The sequence below is a fragment of the Streptomyces sp. NPDC048295 genome, assembly GCF_040652135.1.
Taxonomy (GTDB): Bacteria; Actinomycetota; Actinomycetes; order Streptomycetales; family Streptomycetaceae; genus Streptomyces.
Genome location: NZ_JBEZLL010000024.1, coordinates 44,709 through 62,473, shown reverse-complemented (window position 1 = coordinate 62,473; position 17,765 = coordinate 44,709). Strand labels below are relative to the sequence as shown.

Sequence of the window (17,765 nt, the reverse complement as noted above, 5' to 3'; positions counted from 1 at the left end):
CACCTCTTCGCTGACGGCTGTCCCTGACGGGCGCTCATGATGGCTCAGGCGGGGCCGGTGCGGAAGACGGCGTGCCGTCCGGCGGAGCGGAGCATTCCGGGACGCTTACGGGACCACCGTGACGGGCCAACGGCCCGCCTTCACCAGCCGGATCGCGACCGAGCCGATGAACCGGTGCCCCGCCGACTCCGAGGCGCCCACGACCACGGCATCCGCCTTCAGCTCGTCCGCCGCGGTCACGAGGCCGTTGTACGGGTCGCCGCGGAAGGTGTGGAACTCCCAGCGCACGTCCCATATGTCCTTCATCCGGTGCGTCGCCTCCCGGATCTCGCTCACCAGCCCCTCCGCGACCTCGCCGGTCGTGTCGGCGACCGGGGCGCCGAGAGCGGCCCCGGCGGGCAGCACGGGCTGGACGTATACGAGGGCGAGCATGGCGCCCTGACGGCGGGCCAGTCCCGCAGCGTAAGCCGCGGCACGCATGGAGGAATCGGACCCGTCCAGGCCTGCGACGATCACTTTCGGGCCGTCTGTGCCACGTTCGAACTGATGAGGCTGCGGTTCTGTCACGGCAGTGAGGCTATCCGCTGCCCGGTCCGCCCCCGTAGCGGGCTGCGGCACGGCCTCGTCGGAAGCTGCCGGATGGCGTGCCGGAGATCCCTCCATTGGGTGCAAACCCCTCGGCGGCCGGTGTCGATGACGAGGGCGGGACCACCGCCGTGCGAGCAGTAGGTCATGAAAAATGATCAGAGGCTGCCGGGGCGCAGGGCACTGCTGCGGCTGGCCGCCGGACTCGGTGCGACCGCCGCCGTGCACACGTTCGCGGCGAATCCGGCCGGAGAAGTGCTCCGGTCCACCGCATCGCCCTCGGCCGGGGCGGCCGGACCCCCGTCGGCCTTCCGTGCGGGACCCGCCGCCTACCGGCTCCAGCCCATGACCGCGGGTGCCCCGGCCCGCTACCGGCCGACCGCACCGCCCGTCCGCACGAGGCCCTTCGAGGAGCTGCCCGGGATCGGGCACGCCATGGTGCTCACCTTCGACGACGGGCCCGACCCGCTGTACACCCCGCACATCCTCGCGATCCTGCGCGAACACGATGTCCGCGCGATGTTCTTCCTCTGCGGAGAGATGGCCCACGACAACCAGGACCTGGTGCGGGCCATCGCCTACGACGGCCACACCATCGGCAACCACACCTGGACCCATCCCCTGGTCACCAGGCTCTCCCGGTCCGGTGTCCGCGACGAACTGGGCGCCACCAGCGAGGTCATCGAGAAGATCACCGGTGCCCCGCCGCTCTGGTACCGGGCACCGTACGGGGCGTGGAACCGCAACTCCTTCGAGATCGGTGCCGGCCTGGGCATGGAACCGATGGCCTGGACCGTCGACACCCTGGACTGGACCGAACCCGGCGTCGGCACCATCGTCCGCCGCGTCCGGGACGGCGCCGCACCCGGCGTCGTCGTGCTGTCGCACGACGCGGGCGGCAACCGTTCGCAGAGCGTGACCGCGCTCCGCCGCTACCTGCCGGAACTGCTCGACGAGGGCTACCGGATCACGGTGCCGCAGCGCCGTTGAGCCGACGGCGCCCCGGGTCCCGCGGCAGGACCCGGGGCGACTTCTCGTCCGGTCGGCGCACCGCCCCTGCTCTCAGTGCGCGCGGCTCTCCCCGCGGCGGCGTGCCAGATACACGCCGCCGGCCGCCGCGATCACCGCCAACGCCGTTCCGGTGGCGGTCTTCACGATGCCGCTCGTGACTGCGCCGCCGCCGGACTCGCTCCCCGCACCGGCCGCGGCCACCGTGGCACCGGTGGCGGGCGCGTGCGAGAGCGCGGCGATCGTGAGACCGGACCTCGCGGGGGAGTCGGGCGACGTGTCGCAGATGAACGTCACTTCGTAGGAGGCGCCGGGTCTCGCGTCCCAGTCGACCGTGGCCGCGACGGAGCGGCCGGTGGGAATGGTGACGGTGTCGAAGACGCCCGAGCCGGCGGTTGCGGTGGTAAGGCACCCCCGGGCGGCCAGGGTTACCCGGCTTCCCGGCGTGATCACCGACGGAGTGACGGTGAATCCGGTCGCGGAGGACGCGCTCCCCGGCGTCGCCGCGTCCGCGATCGCGGACGGAGCGGTCAGGGCGAGCGCGGTGCCGAGCAGGGCGACGGGTGCGACACGTATTGCGGCGCGCATGGGTGATTCCTCCGGATCCCCGAGGAGCACTTGCGGAACGAGTTTCCACAAAGTGTCAGAAATGCACCTCGACCCGCTGAACGCTAGGAGTCGCGCATCGTGCCCGCGATCGGAGTGCGCCGCTCGGGGCACCGGCTTCGCCCGAGCGGCGCATCACCCGTGTTCCGGCGGATCGCTATCCGCCCGAGGCGCGCGGGAACAGATCGAGGAACGGTGCCGCGGTGGCCGAGATCTCCCGCCCGAAGGGGGAGTCGAAGTCCCAGATCAGGAAGAGCAGAAAGGCGATCAGGACACTGAAGAGGCCGGCCAGCAGCAGTTCGCGGAAGGTTCTGCGGATCTGCAGCGTGAACAACAGCCCGACCGTCACCAGGGCTCCGGTGATCAGGCCGAACCAGACCACGCCCGGCATGGTCGCACCGGCGCTCTGGCCGCGTGCGCCCCGCGCGTCGTCGGCCGCGGCCACCTCGTCGACCAGTGGCTGATATGCCTGCCCCTCGTGGTCGTTCTTCGGCCGGTACTGGGTGACGTCGGCGCGCACCCGGTCCAGGAGGCGGGTCCCCTCGGCGGTCAGGGTGCCGTGCTCGCTCATCGCCCGCCACTCGTCGTGGACGACGTGGTGGACATAGGCGTCGACGTCTGCGCGGATGCGGGAGCGCACCTCGGCCGGGTAGACGGCGGAGCGGGCCTGCACCTCGTGCAGGGCCTGGGCTTCCAGGCGTACGTACTCCTGGGCGGCGCCGCGGCCCTCCCAGACGCCCGCGATGGCGAGGCCCAGCACGATCGCGTAGACCACGCCGATCATCATCGTCATGTACTCGATGACGTCAGGTGTCTCGGACGGGTCGTCGTCCTCCCCGACCCGGCGGTTGTTGAGCACGGCGATGGTCAGGACGACGGCGCTCGCCGCGACCATGGCGAGGGCGAGAACAAGCCATTCCGACATGGTGATCCTCCGGAGGTCAGCGGGAGCGTGGACGCAGTACGGCGACGGCGAACACCGCGGGCGCGGTGATCACCAGGGTGAGGGTGACCAGGGAGGTGCCGTGCCGCACGGCCTTGCGTGCCGGCTTGTGGTAGGCGGGCAGGGCCACGGGCCGGGGTGATGGCGGTGTGGGGCGTGCCGAGGGTGAGGGTGGTGGTGTCGGAGTGGGCGTAGGGGTGGGTGTGGGCGTCGGTGCAGGCAGCGGGGGCACGGGCTCCGGCTCCGGTCGCGGCGGTGCGGGTGGCGCCGGGGGAGGAGGAGGTGGCGGAGCCGGTGAGGGCGGCGGGGGCGGCGGTCGTGGTGAGGGCGGTGGCGTCGGCTCGGGCATGGGTCCCGCGAAGCAGTTGCCGTCGCCCGACGTGGCGACCGCGGAACTGCCGCCGCTTTCACCGATGGAGGCGTATGCGCAGCTGTCCGCCGCCGCGGGCGTCGGGGTGCTCAGCAGCCAGAGCAGGGTGACGGCTGCCGTGAGCCGTCCTATGAGTGATCCGTACACGACCGGGAGCATGTTCCGGCCGCTCGCCGGACACGCGGAGCGAGGCCGGGATTCGCCTGATGGTGGGGACATGGGGTGGCGGGTGTTTGCCGCCGGGGGAAGTCATGAGGCCCTGGTGAACCGGGCGGGCACACGGTCCGTGCCCGAGGCGGGGGTTGCAGCGGGCGCGCTTCGCAACCAGGTTGCCCGGTTCGTGAGTTGACGCGGTCTCCTGGCCGAACCCCTCGCCTGTCCTGCGGCGGACGGTGGTGGGAAGCGGGGACCGTACGGCCGGTGGAGCAGGCCGGCGCCGGCGCCTTCCCCGCGGAGGGAACGGCTATTGCCGCATTGGTAAAGAATGCTGCCGATCACGTCGCCACCAAGTGATTTGCCACCCGCAATCGGTCCGGCGGAGTCAAGTGGCACGACATCGGCCGCCATCCGGTCCAGACCTTTTTCCGCGATGTGAAACCGGTTGTATGACCGGCTACTTCAACGGCCGGGGTGTGAGCGGCGCAGGGTATCGCCGGCATCGCGCGACACCTCCCGGGAGCGGTCCGATGCCAAATGTCACCCGTAGCGACGGGCTGGTTGCACATGCCACTGGTGTGTGACCAATAACGGACGGCTAATTTCCGTTTCCGCTCGCTCTCTTGGCGGACGATCAGTAGCCTCTGGACAACACTGACCATGAACATGGCCGGATCGCCGTGGCGACTTGTTGGAGACATTGATGGAGCGTCCCGCCTGGGCACCGCGAGGCATAGACATTTCGGTGCCGAGCGTGTCCCGCATGTACGACTTCTATCTGGGCGGATCGCACAATTTCGAGGTGGACCGGGAAGCGGCGCGCAAGGCCATGGAGTTCATGCCTGGACTCCCCAAGATCATGCAGGCGAATCGCGCGTTTATGCGCAGAGCCGTGCGTTACGCGGTGAGTGAGGGCATCACCCAGTTTCTGGACATCGGCTCCGGAATACCGACCTTCGGCAATGTCCACGAAGTCGCCCAGGCGGCCGACCCCGAGGCCCGGGTGGCATACGTCGATCACGACCCGGTCGCGGTGGCGCACAGCCAGGCCGTACTCGACGGAAACGACCGCACGGTGATCGCCGCCGCGGATCTGCGCCGCCCGCAGGAGATCGTGAAGAGTCCGGAGGTCTCCGGACTGATCGATCTGGACCGCCCGGTGGCGCTGCTGCTCGTCGCGGTGCTCCACTTCATCGAGGACTCCGACGACCCGCAGACCGCGGTCGCCGAACTGCGCGAGGCACTCGCCCCCGGCAGCCTCCTCGTCCTCACCCACGCCTCCTACGAGGGCATTCCGCTCACCCGGGAAGAGGCGGGCGGCACGGTCGAGGTCTACAAGAACATCCGCAACCCCCTGGTCATGCGGTCCCGCGACGAGATCGCGAACTTCTTCGAGGGGTACGAGATGGTCGAGCCCGGACTCGTGTCGATGCCGCACTGGCGCCCGGACACCCCGGTGGTCGCGGAGCAGGAGGACCCATTCGCGTTCTCGGGCTTCGCGGGAGTGGGACGCAAGGCGTGAGCATTCCCGCCCAGTCCTCCGGTACGCCGGACACGGAGCCCGACGGTCCCGAGGACCGGCTCCGAAGATTCGCCACGATCTGGAGCCGGGCCATCTTCCCCTCGACGGCCACCTCCTTGACGCGCACGGAGTTCGAACAGCATCTGCTGCCGCTGGCCCGCGGGCTCAGCGACATCCTGCACGCCCGGCCCTTCGACGCCGCGCCCGCGAGCGGGGTGGGTGCCGCCCTCGTCGCCGCGCACTGCACGGACCCGGACGCGCTGAGCAGCACGCTCGGCGTCGTCGACTCTTACCTGGTGCTCTACTGCGGAGGCAACGGCGTGACGCCGTTGTCGACGGAGGACAGCAGAGCCCGCTGCGCCCGGATCCAGCACGCCCTCGCGGGAGGCTTCACCCAGGCGCTGCGCGAACGCACTCTGTCCGAGCAGGAGGCCATCGCGCGCTCGGCGCTCACCGCCCGGTCCGACGCCGAACAGGCACTGCACACGACCGAGGCGCGTTTCCGCGCCGTGTTCAAGGACGCGGCCATCGGTATCGGCATCGCCGACCTGGACGGCAATGTGCTGGAGGTCAACGACACCCTCACCCGGATGTTCGGCGGACTCGACCACCATGTGCGCAGCCACAAGGTCAACGAATGGGTCCACCCGGAGGACTCGCCGCACGTCTGGAAGTACTACGACGAGCTGGTGCGCGGCGAACGCGAGCACTACCGGGTCGAGAAGCCGTACTACCGCAACGACGGCACCGTGCTGTGGACCAATCTGACGGTGTCCCTGCTGCGTGACGCCGAAGGCAGGCCGCAGTACCAGCTGGCGCTGATGGAGGACACCACCGAGCGCCGGCTGCTCAATCTGCGGCTGCGGTACGAGGCCACGCACGACGCGCTCACCGGCCTGCCCAACCGCACGCTGTTCTTCGAGCGGCTGGAGAAGGCGCTGTCCGCCGACGACAGCAGTCGGTTCGGCCTGTGCTACCTCGACCTGGACGGCTTCAAGGCGATCAACGACAGCCTCGGCCACGCGTCCGGGGACCGGCTGCTGGTCGAGGTGGCCGACCGGCTGCAGAGCTGTGCGACCGCGCCCGGCGAGATGGTCGCGAGACTCGGCGGCGACGAGTTCGTGGCCCTGACCACCGGCCCCGACACCGAGACGGAGGTCGCCGAACTCGCCTGCCGCATCCTCGGCGTGCTCGGCACCCCGATCCGCCTGGAAGGCCGCGAGCTGACCGTACGCGGATCGATCGGGGTCGTCGAAGGACCGGCCCGCGAGCGCAACGCCGCCGAGGTGCTGCGGAGCGCCGACATCACGATGTACCGGGCCAAGTCGGCGGGCGGCAACCGCTTCGAGCTCGCCGACGACGAGGCCGACGCCCGCGCCATCACGCGGCACGGGCTGACCACCGCGCTGCCCGCCGCCCTGGACCGCGGCGAGTTCTTCATCGAGTACCAGCCGCTCGTGCACCTCGACGACGGCACGGTGCACGGTGCGGAGGCACTGGTGCGCTGGTGCCACCCGCAGCACGGGGTGCTCGGCCCGGACCGGTTCATCCCGCTCGCCGAGCACACCGGGCTGATCGTGCCGCTGGGCCGCTGGGTGCTGGAGGAGTCCGTACGCCAGGCCAACGTCTGGCAGGAGAGGCACACCGACGGCGGTCCGTTGCGGATCAACGTCAACCTCTCACCCACCCAGCTGCACCATCCCCGGCTGGTCGCCGAGACGGTCGACGTGCTGGAGCGCTCGGGGCTCGAACCCGGGGCGCTCTGCCTGGAGGTCACCGAGTCCGCGCTCATCGGCGCGGACGACGACCTGCTCAAGCCGCTGCGGCAACTGGCCGAAATGGGCGTGGACATAGCGCTCGACGACTTCGGTACCGGGTACTCGAACCTGGCGAATCTGCGCCGACTGCCGGTGAGCGTCCTCAAACTGGACCGTTCCTTCACGAGGGGCATGCAGCAGCACCCGGCCGACCCGGTCGATCTGAAGATCGTGGAGGGGATCGTCTCGCTGGCCCACAGTCTGGACCTCGCGGTCACGGTGGAGGGCGTGGAGACCGGGGCGCAGGCCGAGCAGCTGCGCAAGCTGGGCTGCGACACGGCTCAGGGCTGGTACTACGCCCGGCCGGGCGCGCCCGACCGGATCCACTCGCTGCTGCTGGCCGACGCGGTGTGAGGCAGGCGGGCCCGGCCCGCCCCCCGCCGCCGGACGGGCCCGTCAGGCCCGTCCGGCGGCGAGCAGCACCTCCTGCAGCTCGCGTGCGGCGCGCGGCGGGGCCACGTCGCTGCGGTGCGCGAGTGCGATCGTGCGCCGCAGCCCCGGCCGGGCCAGCGGTGTGGTCCGCAGGCCGTGACCGGACCGGCCGGCGACCATGCTGGGCACCACCGCGATCCCGAGCCCCGCCCGGACGAAGCCGAGCACCGCGTCCATCTCCCCGCCCTCCACCGTGAACGAGGGCTCGAAGCCCTCCGCCCGGCAGGCGGCGACGGTCAGCTCCCGCAGGTCGTAGCCGTGCCGGAACATCACCAGGGGTTCGCCCTGGAGGTCGGCGATCCTTACGCTCCCGCCCCGGCCGGGCCGCGGTGCCTGCGCCGAGGACACCACGACCAGGTCCTCCTGGAGCAGCTCGACCGTCGTGAGCGCGGGGGACGCGGCGGGCAGCGGCAGCACGACCAGGGCGAGGTCGAGTGCGCCGCGCGCCAGCTCCCGTACCAGGTCGAGCGAGCCGCCCTCCTCCAGCAGCAGCCGGATCCCCGGATGCCGGTCGTGGAAGGCGCGCAGCACCTCGGGGAGCAGGCCCGTGCAGAGGCTGGGCGTCGCGCCGAGCCTGACCCGGCCCCGGCGCAGCTGCGCCAGCTCCTGCACCTCGTGGCGTGCCGTGTCGGCGTCCGCGAGGATGCGGCGGGCCAGCGGCAGCAGGGCCTCGCCCGCGTCGGTGAGCGTGATGTTGCCGCGCGCCCGGCTGAAGAGCTCCGCCCCCAGCTCGCTCTCCAGCGCCCTGATCTGCTGGGAGAGCGAGGGCTGCGAGACATGCACTTCCTCGGCGGCGCGGGTGAAGTGACGGGTCTCGGCCACCGCCACGAAATACGTCAGCTGCTGGAACTGCATGAACCCATTCTAGCTAGCACGATAGCCTCGGCCTATGAACATGAGCCACTCCATGTCTTGGACTGATGAGGTGGTTCGGTCCTAGCGTCGTGTCCATGGCATTGGCAACCCGGACGGACCGACGGCCGTCCATGACGCGTACGCTCTGGGACTCGTCCATCGGCAAGAAGACGATCATGGCCGTCAGCGGCTTGATCATGCTGCTCTACTTGGTCGTCCACATGATCGGCAACCTGAAGATCTTCTTCGGGTCCGGAGAGTTCAACCATTACGCGCACTGGCTGCGGACCATGGGCGAGCCCTTCCTGCACTACGAGTGGGCGCTGTGGATCGTCCGTGTGGTGCTCGTCGCCGCCGTGGTGCTGCACGCCGTCTCCGCGTACCAGCTGAGCCGCCGCGACATCAGGGCGCGCCCCGCCACGTACGTCCACAGGAAGCCGCGCGCCAGTTACGCCACCCGCACCATGCGCTGGGGCGGGATCATCCTCGCCCTGTTCATCGTCTGGCACATCCTCGACCTGACGACGGGCACCGTGCACCCCGGCGGATTCCAGTCCGGCCACCCGTACCAGAACGTCATCGACACCTTCTCCACCTGGTACGGCAACACCATCTACATCGTCGCCATGCTCGCCCTCGGACTCCACGTCCAGCACGGCTTCTGGAGCGCCGCCCAGACCCTCGGCGCGGGAAACGCGACCCGCGACCGCGTCCTCAAGACCATCGCCAACGTCCTCGCACTGGTGCTGACGGTGGGCTTCATCTCCGTACCCGTCGCCGTCATGACCGGAGTCGTGAGCTGACATGTCCGACTACTCGCACTACGAGACGGGCGCGCCCGTCGTCGACACCAAGGCCCCCGAAGGCCCCGTCGCCGAACGCTGGGACACCCGCCGCTTCACGGCCAAGCTGGTCAACCCGGCCAACCGCCGCAAGCACACCGTCATCGTCGTCGGCACCGGCCTCGCCGGCGGTTCGGCCGGCGCGACCCTCGCCGAACAGGGCTACCACGTGGTCCAGTTCTGCTTCCAGGACTCGCCCCGCCGCGCCCACTCGGTCGCCGCCCAGGGCGGCATCAACGCCGCGAAGAACTACCGCAACGACGGCGATTCGGTCCACCGGCTCTTCTACGACACGGTCAAGGGCGGCGACTTCCGCGCCCGCGAGTCCAATGTCCACCGGCTCGCCCAGATCTCCGTGGAGATCATCGACCAGTGCGTCGCCCAGGGCGTCCCCTTCGCCCGGGAGTACGGCGGACTCCTCGACAACCGCTCCTTCGGCGGCGTCCAGGTCTCGCGCACCTTCTACGCCCGCGGCCAGACGGGACAGCAGCTCCTCCTCGGCGCCTACCAGGCGCTGTCCCGGCAGATCGCCGCGGGCAACGTCGAACTGCACGCCCGCACCGAGATGCTCGACCTGATCGTCGTCGAGGGCAAGGCCCGCGGCATCGTCGCCCGCGATCTCGTCACCGGGAAGATCGACACCTACTTCGCCGACGCGGTGGTCCTGGCCAGCGGCGGCTACGGCAACGTCTTCTACCTGTCGACGAACGCCATGAACTCCAACGCCACCGCCGTCTGGCGCGCCCACCGCCGCGGCGCCTACTTCGCCAACCCCTGCTTCACCCAGATCCACCCCACCTGCATCCCGCGCACCGGCGACCACCAGTCCAAGCTGACCCTGATGAGCGAGTCGCTGCGCAACGACGGCCGGATCTGGGTCCCGAAGGCCAAGGGCGACGACCGCCCCGCGAACGAGATCCCCGAGGACGAGCGCGACTACTACCTGGAGCGCATCTACCCCGCCTTCGGCAACCTCGTCCCGAGGGACATCGCCTCCCGCGCAGCCAAGAACGTCTGCGACGAGGGCCGTGGCGTCGGCCCCGGCGGCCAGGGCGTCTACCTGGACTTCGCCGAGGCCATCCAGCGCATGGGCCGGGAGAAGGTCGAGGAGAAGTACGGCAACCTCTTCGACATGTACGCGCGGATCACGGCGGAGAACCCGTACGAGACGCCGATGCGGATCTACCCCGCCGTGCACTACACGATGGGCGGACTCTGGGTCGACTACGACCTCCAGACCACCGTCCCCGGCCTCTTCGCCATCGGCGAGGCCAACTTCTCCGACCACGGCGCCAACCGCCTCGGCGCGTCCGCGCTGATGCAGGGCCTCGCCGACGGCTACTTCGTCCTCCCGTCGACGATCAACGACTACCTGGCCCGCAATCCGCACCATGACGAGATCGACGCCTCGCACCCCGTGGTCGAGGAGGCCGTCGCGGACACCGAGGACCGGCTGAACCTGCTGCTCTCGGTGGACGGCGACCGCACCCCCGACTCCTTCCACCGCGAGATCGGTGAACTCATGTGGGAGTACTGCGGCATGGCCCGCACCGAGGACGGGCTGCGCACGGCGCTCGAACGCATCCCGCGGATCCGCGAGGAGTTCTGGCGCCGCATCAAGGTCCCCGGCACCGGCGAGGAGTTCAACCAGTCGCTGGAGAAGGCCAACCGCATCGTCGACTACCTGGAGCTCGCCGAGCTCATGTGCCTCGACGCACTGCACCGCGCCGAGTCCTGCGGAGGCCACTTCCGCGAGGAGTCGCAGACCCCGGACGGCGAAGCCGCCCGCCGGGACGAGGAGTTCTCCTACGCCGCCGCCTGGGAGTTCTCCGGCACCGGCACGGCCCCCGTCCTGCACAAGGAAGACCTCGTCTTCGAGTACGTCCACCCCACCCAGCGGAGCTACGCATGAAGCTCACCCTGCGCGTCTGGCGCCAGAAGAACGCCGACGCCCCCGGCGCCATGTCCACCTACGAAGTGGACTGCATCTCGCAGGACATGTCGTTCCTCGAAATGCTCGACACCCTCAACGAGGAACTCATCCTCGCCGGCGACGACCCCGTCGCCTTCGACCACGACTGCCGCGAGGGCATCTGCGGCGCCTGCAGCCTCGTCATCAACGGCGACGCCCACGGCCCCGAGCGCACCACCACCTGCCAGCTCCACATGCGGTCCTTCTCGGACGGCGACACCATCGACATCGAACCCTGGCGCGCCTCCGCCTTCCCGGTCGTCAAGGACCTGGTCGTGGACCGCTCGGCCTTCGACCGGATCATCCAGGCGGGCGGCTACATCTCGGCCCCGACCGGCACCGCCCCGGAGGCGCACGCCACCCCGGTGCCCAAGCCGGACGCCGACTTCGCCTTCGAGCACGCCGAGTGCATCGGCTGCGGCGCCTGTGTGGCGGCCTGCCCCAACGGCTCGGCGATGCTCTTCACCTCGGCGAAGGTCAACCACCTCAACGTCCTGCCGCAGGGCGCCCCGGAGCGCGAGACCCGGGTCCTCGACATGGTCGGCCAGATGGACAGCGAGGGCTTCGGAGGCTGCACCCTCACCGGGGAGTGCGCCACCGCCTGCCCCAAGGGCATCCCGCTGCCGTCGATCTCGGCCATGAACAAGGAGTGGCTGCGGGCCACCCGCAAGGTCCGCCGCTAGAGGGTTCGCGGGCGGGCCCGGCACCGGACCCGCCCGCGATGGCGATGCGCCCCCTACGGGGCCGTCGTGGCCCCCGGGGCCGCAGGAGCACCCGGCAGCGGCTGCGCGAGCCGTTCCACGAGCTCGGCCGCTTCGGCACGGTACCGGGCGACCGCCGCCATCTTGATGTCCTCGTACCCGCGCACGATGTCGGGAAGCTCGGCGAGTTCGACGGTCAGCGCGTGGTTGTCCGGGCTCAGCGCAAGGCATGCCTGCGTGATCATCGCCTCGTACTCGACCACCAGCGCCCGTTCGGTACGGCGCACTTCGCCGGCACCGAACAGGTCGAGCCGGGTTCCTCTGACACGGCGCAGCGCCGCGAGGATCCGGAAGGCCGGTTTGAACCACGGGCCGAGCACGATCTTGCGGTTCATTCCGAGCGCCCGGAGCACGGGCGGGTGGAGCCGGTAGGACATTCGTGCGCCGTCCCCGAACCGGGCCCGCACCGCGTGTTCCACGGCGGGATCCAGCGAGAGGCGCGCCACCTCGTACTCGTCCTTGTAGGCCATCAGTTTGTACAGGTAGCGGGCCACCGCCTCGGCCAGCGCGGTCGAGCCGGGGACCCGCTCGGCCTCGGTACGGCGCACCCGCTCCACGAGACGGGCGTACCGCTGCGCGTAGGCGGTGTTCTGGTAGCCGATGAGATCCGGCACCCGGACCTCGATCAGGCGGGCCAGCTCCGATTCCGGCGCGGCACCGACCAGCGCCGTCACGGTGCGTGCCGCGGCGGGATCGGTGCGCTCCGGTGCCGGAGGGCCGCTCACGCGCTCCAGGGTCGCGGCGAAGCCGGAGGGGTCGCCGACTGCCTGACGGCCGAGCCTGAATGCCTTGACGTTGGCTTCGGCCTTCACCCCGTTGAGGGTGATCGCCTCCTCGACGGCCTCCGCGGGAAGCGGCAGCGCGCCGGTCTGATAGGCCGCTCCGGCAAGCAGCATATTGGCGAACTGGTCCTCACCCAGCAGGGTGTTGGCCAAGTGGCGGGCGTCGAGGAAGACGGCCTTGCCTGCCGCCGCACGGATGCGTTCCCTGATCGGTTCGACGGCGGGGAACGACACCGCTGTGTCGATCACCATCCGTCCTGTCGGGACCTCGGCCGTGGAGACGACCGCCACCGTTCGGGAGGGGGTTGCGGCGGACAGCTGATCGGGGCCGGCCGCGACCAGGAGGTCGCAGCCGAGATACAGGTCGCATTCCTCCGCGGCCGCCTTGCCGGACTGCGCCACGGGTTCCCTGGTGATCTTGATGTCCGAGACCACCGCACCTCCCTTCTGTGCCAGGCCCGTCTGATCCAGGGCCCGCACGTGACGGCCGGCGAGAGAAGCCGCGGTGCTCAGGATCTGGGCGAGGGTGATGACCCCGGATCCGCCGACCCCGGTGATACGAGTGGTGTGTGACACGGGTTCGCCGCACGCCGGCTCGGGGAGCGCGGTGAGGTCCGGCATCGGTACCGGCGTGAACGCGGCTTCCCCCTCGGCCGGGACGACCGTGAGGAACGAGGGGCAGTCGCCGCTCAGACATGAGTAGTCCTTGTTGCACGAGGACTGGTCGATCCGCGTCTTGCGTCCGAACTCGGTGTCGGCCGGCTGGACCGAGAGGCAGTTGGACTTGCTGCCGCAGTCGCCGCATCCCTCGCAGACCCGCTCGTTGATCACCACTCGTCGGGCGGGGTCCACCGCGAGTCCGCGCTTGCGCTTGCGGCGGAGTTCGGTGGCGCATTCCTGGTCGTGAATGAGCAGGGTCACGCCGGGAATCTGCGCGAGGGTCTCCTGGGCCTCCGTCAGCCGGTCGCGATGCCATACCCGAACCCCCTCGGGGAGCTTGACCTTTCGGTAGCGCCTGGGCTCCTCGGTGGTGATGACGATCCGCTTGACGCCCTCGGCGAGGAGCGCTGCGCAGATCGCCGGCACGGGCATGACACCGACGGGCTGCTGCCCGCCCGTCATGGCGACCGCCGAGTTGTACAGCAGCTTGTAGGTCACGTTCACTCCGCCGGAGACCGCGGCCCGGACGGCGAGACTGCCGGAGTGGTGGAAGGTGCCGTCCCCGAGGTTCTGGATCAGGTGGTCGCGGTCGAGGAAGGGCTGCATCCCGATCCACTGGGCGCCTTCACCGCCCATCTGCGTCATGCCGATCACGTCTCCGGCCTGGACGGGGTCCATGAGCGTGACCATGGCATGGCAGCCGATCCCGGCACCGACGGTGGACCCTTGGGGAGTCCGGGTCGAGATGTTGTGGGGACAGCCGGAGCAGAAGTACGGGGTACGGGTCAGCAGAGGCAGCTGCATGCGTCGGTGCGCGGGCCGGGCGGTCTCCGACCAGCGCCGGACAGTGGGGAATCCGCCGATGGACATCAACCGGGCGGCCAACCGGGTGGCGATCGCATCGGGCCCCAGTTCTCCGTCCAGTGGGAAGAGCACGCTGCCGTCGGCTGCGCGCTTTCCCGTGACGGTCGGCGTGTCGGCCCTGCCGTAGAGCAGTTCCTTGACGGCGGTCTCGATCAGCGGCCGCTTCTCCTCGACCACGATGATGTGGCTCAAGCCGGCCGCGAACCGTTCCACGACCGACGGTTCGAGCGGGTGGATCATGCCGAGGTGGAGCAGCCGGATCCCGCGTCTGTCCAGTTCGGTGTCGTCGAGTCCGATGATGCGCAGGGCCTGGCGAAGGTCGAGGAAGGTCTTGCCGGGGGCGATGATGCCGACGCGGTCGTCCGGGCCCTGCCCGATGATCCGGTTGAGGCCGTTGGCGGCGGCGTATCGGCGGGCGATCTCCAGTCTGGCACCGTCCCTGCTGCGTTCCAGCTCGCCGAGCGTCGGCTGCACCATATGGGCGGTCACACTGTGCCGGTAGGGCGTGCCACCGGTCGTGAGATCGGGCACGATGGGGGATACGCGCCCGGCCTGTACGTCGACGGTGCCGGAGCCGTCGGCGACGCCGGTCACGATCTTCAGCGCGACCCAGAGCCCACTGGCCCGGGACAGGGCCACGCCGTGCAGTCCGAAGTCGAGCGCTTCCTGCGGGTCCGCCGGGTAGAGCGTGGGGATTCCGAGATCGGCCAGGAGCAGTTCGGATGCGCCGGGCACGGTCGAGGACTTCGCGGCCGGATCGTCGCCGACCAGGGCGAGTACCCCGCCGTCGGGGTGTGTGCCCATCAGATTGCTGTGCCGGATGGCGTCCGAGGCACGGTCCAGGCCCGGGGACTTGCCGTACCAGATGCCCGTGATGCCGTCGACGCGCTTGTCCGGCTGCATCGCGGCGAGTTGTGTCCCCTGAACCGCTGTGGCGGACAGTTCCTCGTTGACCCCGGGGCGGAAGACGATGTCGTACTCGTCGAGCTGCGACCGGCAGCGTTCGAGTTCCATGTCGTAGCCGGCCAGTGGCGACCCCTCGTACCCGGAGACGAAGCCGGCGGTACTGCGGCCCGCGCGGAGGTCCGCGCGGCGCAGGTCGAGGGGCAGCCTGGCGAGTGCCTGGATACCGGTGAGATGGAGCGTGCCCTCCTCGCGCACGAATCGGTCCTGGAGCGTGGGGCGTGCTGCTTTCTGAGTCACCATGTGCTTTTCTCCGAAAGAACATCGGTGGTCGGGGCGCGCGGACCGCGCGGTTCGCGGCGGTCCCGGCGCGACGGACGCAGCCGCACGCCGGGACCGCCCGCCTGGCGGTTTCCTGTTGCTTCCGGTCACGGGGTACCGGGGCCCGGACCATCCGGCTCGAAGCGGTCAGGCGGACTGGGGTGCTGCGGCCGGCACGTCGTGGAAAGCGGTGCCGAGCGAGAAGGGCGACGTCCCGTCGCCGCTGTGCCACGCGATGTGGCTGTCGGGGCGTACGAGGACGGCTCCGTCCTCGGCGATGCCCAGGCGCTCCAGGCAGGAGTTGTCCGCACCGATGACGTCCCGGCCGACCACGACGGTTTCCATGGGTACGCCTTCGGCGGCCTCCGCGAACAGCTCGGCCCACGCGGTTCCGGCCGGCCCCGTGATCAGTGTGAAGCCCGGGACCAGGAGATCGAGCGTCGACAGCCGGACGCCGTCACGTTCGACCCAGGTGTGCGGCAGCCGCCCGCCGACGACAGGAGCGGGTGAGTAGTCGGCTGCCGAGAGGGGGGCATCCGCGACACCCTCCGCGTGCCCTGCCGCTCCGTAGACGTAGCCGATCTCCTGGTTGAGGGAGTCGAAATGCGGCCGCTGCAGGGGGATGGCCGCCGCGATCCGACGGCGTTCCTCCGCCGCGATCGCAGGGTCCGGGCTTTCGAGGCGGGCGGCGATACCGGCCGTATCCGGTCCGATGCCCGCCTCGGCCATCTTGACCGCGTTGAGGACGCTGTGGTGGGCATTGCCGACGGCGACCGGGCGGCGTTCGGTCTCATAGCTGTCGAGCAGGGCCTCCGGAGCCCATCCGTTCAGCACCGCGGCGAGTTTCCAGCCGAGATTGTCCGCGTCGGCCAGGCCGGTGTTCATGCCCAGACCGCCGGTCGGGGGGAACTGGTGCGCGGCATCGCCCGCGAGAAGGACACGGCCGCTCCGGTACCGGTCGGCGGTGCGGGCCGTCATCGTCCAGGGGCCCACGGACCGGATCTCCACGTCCAGTCGGTCCACTCCGACGGCTTCCCGGATGATCCGCGCGCACCGTTCGGGCGAGTAGTCGTCAGGTGACTCAACGGCCGGGTCGAAGCTCTTCTGGAAGGTCCACCTGCGGACTCCGTCCATCCCGATGAAGACACCGGGGGAGGCGGTGTTGACGGCCCAGACGAGCAGGGCCGGACTGTCCTCGGTCCAGGGGGACAGATCCGCGTGGAAGTAGATGTTCATCTGGTGGCCCAGATCCGCCGAGCCTCCGGCCGTGATTCCGAGTGCCTCGCGCAGGGCGCCGCCGGCCCCGTCGGCGGCAACGGCGTAGCGGGCACGGAGGGTCTGCCTCCGCCGTCCGCTCTCCACCGTGACGTCCACCGCGTCACCCCGGTCCGTCACATCGAGAACGGTGGTGTTGTAGCGGACCGTGGCCATACCCTGCGCCAGGACCGCGTCGAGGAGATGCTGCTGCACCCGGTCCTGGGCGCAGGAGGTGATCATCTCGGGGGAGGCGGCCATACGCCGGAGTATGTGCTCATCGGGCCCCTCGGCCATGTCGATCCGGCCGAGCACGGGACCGGAGAGGGTCTGCTTCCACAGGATGTGCTGCGCCCAGCGGGGGTCGACCGAGTCCTTGAGCACCGCGTCCGCGATCCCCCAGGTCCGCAGGAGCTCCATGGACCGGGTGTTGACGACATGGGCACGTGGATGCGGATTGATGCCCCCGTACTGTTCGCACACGATGCTGGGCACGCCGTGCCGGCCGAGCACCAAGGCGGTGGCCAGGCCGACGGGGCCGGCGCCGACGATGACCACGGGGGTTTCGGCGGCCGTCATGAGCGCTTGACCAGTTCGTCGAAGGACTCACCGGACTCGAAGCGGCGTACCAGGTCGTCCGGGTCGAACTGGGTTCCGATGGGATTGGCTTCGAAGGCTCCCGAACCGAACCACTCGTAGAGCGCCTCCTCGGTGGCGAAGTTGTCGATCTGGAGCTCGATGTGGTTGCCGTCGGGGTCCTCGAAGTACATCGAGGTGGTCGGCCCGTGGTTGATGCACCAGAACGGACGGATCCCCTCCGCACTCAGCCGCTGGTAGGTGCCGAGCAGATCCGCGAGAGTGGCGTAGGTGAACGCCGCGTGGTGCAGGCCGGTGTGCCCGTCCCCCGGCTGCTCCGTCGCCCCGGTGGCGATGAGTGCGACCCGGTGGTGTTCATCGTCGTACGTGAGGAAGGCGAGGGCGTCGTTGGCGAAGGTGACGCGGCCTTCGAGGACGCGGAGATACCACTCGGTCATCGTTGTCAGCTGCCCGGTCTTGAGAACGACATGGGCGAGTTTGTTCGGAGAAGCCATGGGACCGACCTCCTGGTCGTA

Annotated in this window: 14 protein-coding genes; 6 read left to right on the top strand and 8 right to left on the bottom strand. The window is 70.0% G+C overall.

What is annotated here, in order from left to right; genetic code table 11:
• Window positions 1–105: 105 nt before the first annotated feature.
• Entirely contained in the window at window positions 106–567 is a 462-nt protein-coding gene (locus AB0D53_RS29955; RefSeq protein ID WP_329818964.1) for a universal stress protein, read from the bottom strand.
• 165 nt (window positions 568–732) lie between these two features.
• Here AB0D53_RS29955 and AB0D53_RS29950 point away from each other — a divergent pair, with 165 nt between their 5' ends.
• Window positions 733–1,575 carry a polysaccharide deacetylase family protein gene (locus AB0D53_RS29950; protein ID WP_362452171.1) on the top strand — a complete coding sequence of 281 codons (843 nt, stop codon included), beginning with the start codon at window positions 733–735 and terminating at the stop codon, window positions 1,573–1,575.
• A 72-nt stretch (window positions 1,576–1,647) separates the two neighbouring features.
• Here AB0D53_RS29950 and AB0D53_RS29945 read toward each other — a convergent pair whose 3' ends face one another.
• From AB0D53_RS29945 to AB0D53_RS29935, 3 genes are all read right to left on the bottom strand, one after another.
• On the bottom strand, window positions 1,648–2,181 hold the full coding sequence (locus tag AB0D53_RS29945) for a hypothetical protein (protein ID WP_362452170.1): 534 nt from the start codon (window positions 2,179–2,181) through the stop codon (window positions 1,648–1,650).
• A gap of 175 nt (window positions 2,182–2,356) precedes the next feature.
• Window positions 2,357–3,124, bottom strand: a complete 768-nt coding sequence (locus AB0D53_RS29940; protein WP_362452169.1) for a hypothetical protein — start codon at window positions 3,122–3,124, stop codon at window positions 2,357–2,359.
• A gap of 16 nt (window positions 3,125–3,140) precedes the next feature.
• A complete protein-coding gene (locus AB0D53_RS29935; protein ID WP_329818960.1) occupies window positions 3,141–3,272 on the bottom strand; it encodes a hypothetical protein in 132 nt (43 codons plus the stop codon).
• Window positions 3,273–4,371: 1,099 nt separating this feature from the next.
• On the opposite strand from AB0D53_RS29935, the gene AB0D53_RS29930 reads away from it, so the two are divergent.
• The gene (locus AB0D53_RS29930) at window positions 4,372–5,190 is read left to right on the top strand and encodes an SAM-dependent methyltransferase (protein ID WP_362452168.1); all 819 of its coding nucleotides are present in this window, start codon (window positions 4,372–4,374) and stop codon (window positions 5,188–5,190) included.
• Window positions 5,187–7,361: an EAL domain-containing protein gene (locus AB0D53_RS29925; protein WP_362452166.1), complete on the top strand. Its 2,175-nt coding sequence runs from the start codon at window positions 5,187–5,189 to the stop codon at window positions 7,359–7,361. Before AB0D53_RS29930 ends, AB0D53_RS29925 begins: the two co-directional genes overlap by 4 nt.
• 42 nt (window positions 7,362–7,403) lie before the next feature.
• Here AB0D53_RS29925 and AB0D53_RS29920 read toward each other — a convergent pair whose 3' ends face one another.
• On the bottom strand, window positions 7,404–8,294 hold the full coding sequence (locus AB0D53_RS29920) for a LysR substrate-binding domain-containing protein (RefSeq protein WP_362452164.1): 891 nt from the start codon (window positions 8,292–8,294) through the stop codon (window positions 7,404–7,406).
• 95 nt (window positions 8,295–8,389) lie between these two features.
• On the opposite strand from AB0D53_RS29920, the gene AB0D53_RS29915 reads away from it, so the two are divergent.
• The 3 genes from AB0D53_RS29915 to AB0D53_RS29905 are packed head-to-tail and all read left to right on the top strand — an operon-like array spanning window position 8,390 to window position 11,791.
• Window positions 8,390–9,097, top strand: coding sequence for a succinate dehydrogenase (locus AB0D53_RS29915; protein WP_362452163.1), 708 nt, complete (start codon window positions 8,390–8,392; stop codon window positions 9,095–9,097).
• 1 nt (window position 9,098) lies between these two features.
• The gene (locus tag AB0D53_RS29910) at window positions 9,099–11,048 is read left to right on the top strand and encodes a fumarate reductase/succinate dehydrogenase flavoprotein subunit (RefSeq protein ID WP_362452161.1); all 1,950 of its coding nucleotides are present in this window, start codon (window positions 9,099–9,101) and stop codon (window positions 11,046–11,048) included.
• Window positions 11,045–11,791, top strand: a complete 747-nt coding sequence (locus tag AB0D53_RS29905; protein ID WP_362452160.1) for a succinate dehydrogenase/fumarate reductase iron-sulfur subunit — start codon at window positions 11,045–11,047, stop codon at window positions 11,789–11,791. Before AB0D53_RS29910 ends, AB0D53_RS29905 begins: the two co-directional genes overlap by 4 nt.
• Before the next feature lie 53 nt (window positions 11,792–11,844).
• Here AB0D53_RS29905 and AB0D53_RS29900 read toward each other — a convergent pair whose 3' ends face one another.
• The 3 genes from AB0D53_RS29900 to AB0D53_RS29890 all read right to left on the bottom strand — a co-directional run bounded on the left by AB0D53_RS29900 (window position 11,845) and on the right by AB0D53_RS29890 (window position 17,744).
• Entirely contained in the window at window positions 11,845–15,381 is a 3,537-nt protein-coding gene (locus AB0D53_RS29900) for an indolepyruvate ferredoxin oxidoreductase family protein (protein ID WP_362452159.1), read from the bottom strand.
• A gap of 165 nt (window positions 15,382–15,546) precedes the next feature.
• Complete coding sequence (locus AB0D53_RS29895; RefSeq protein ID WP_362452158.1) at window positions 15,547–17,232, bottom strand: FAD-dependent monooxygenase; 1,686 nt, start codon at window positions 17,230–17,232, stop codon at window positions 15,547–15,549.
• Window positions 17,229–17,744, bottom strand: coding sequence for a VOC family protein (locus AB0D53_RS29890; protein WP_362452157.1), 516 nt, complete (start codon window positions 17,742–17,744; stop codon window positions 17,229–17,231). The genes AB0D53_RS29895 and AB0D53_RS29890 overlap by 4 nt, the downstream gene beginning before the upstream one ends.
• Window positions 17,745–17,765 lie beyond the last annotated feature (21 nt).

Bases quoted from the DNA above. Each gene is read 5' to 3' on its own strand.
- AB0D53_RS29950 (WP_362452171.1), top strand. From the start codon at position 733: ATGAAAAATGATCAGAGGCTGCCGGGGCGCAGGGCACTGCTGCGGCTG.
- AB0D53_RS29945 (WP_362452170.1), bottom strand. From the start codon at position 2,181: ATGCGCGCCGCAATACGTGTCGCACCCGTCGCCCTGCTCGGCACCGCG.
- AB0D53_RS29940 (WP_362452169.1), bottom strand. From the start codon at position 3,124: ATGTCGGAATGGCTTGTTCTCGCCCTCGCCATGGTCGCGGCGAGCGCC.
- AB0D53_RS29930 (WP_362452168.1), top strand. From the start codon at position 4,372: ATGGAGCGTCCCGCCTGGGCACCGCGAGGCATAGACATTTCGGTGCCG.
- AB0D53_RS29920 (WP_362452164.1), bottom strand. From the start codon at position 8,294: ATGCAGTTCCAGCAGCTGACGTATTTCGTGGCGGTGGCCGAGACCCGT.
- AB0D53_RS29915 (WP_362452163.1), top strand. From the start codon at position 8,390: ATGGCATTGGCAACCCGGACGGACCGACGGCCGTCCATGACGCGTACG.
- AB0D53_RS29910 (WP_362452161.1), top strand. From the start codon at position 9,099: ATGTCCGACTACTCGCACTACGAGACGGGCGCGCCCGTCGTCGACACC.
- AB0D53_RS29905 (WP_362452160.1), top strand. From the start codon at position 11,045: ATGAAGCTCACCCTGCGCGTCTGGCGCCAGAAGAACGCCGACGCCCCC.
- AB0D53_RS29900 (WP_362452159.1), bottom strand. From the start codon at position 15,381: ATGGTGACTCAGAAAGCAGCACGCCCCACGCTCCAGGACCGATTCGTG.
- AB0D53_RS29895 (WP_362452158.1), bottom strand. From the start codon at position 17,232: ATGACGGCCGCCGAAACCCCCGTGGTCATCGTCGGCGCCGGCCCCGTC.
- AB0D53_RS29890 (WP_362452157.1), bottom strand. From the start codon at position 17,744: ATGGCTTCTCCGAACAAACTCGCCCATGTCGTTCTCAAGACCGGGCAG.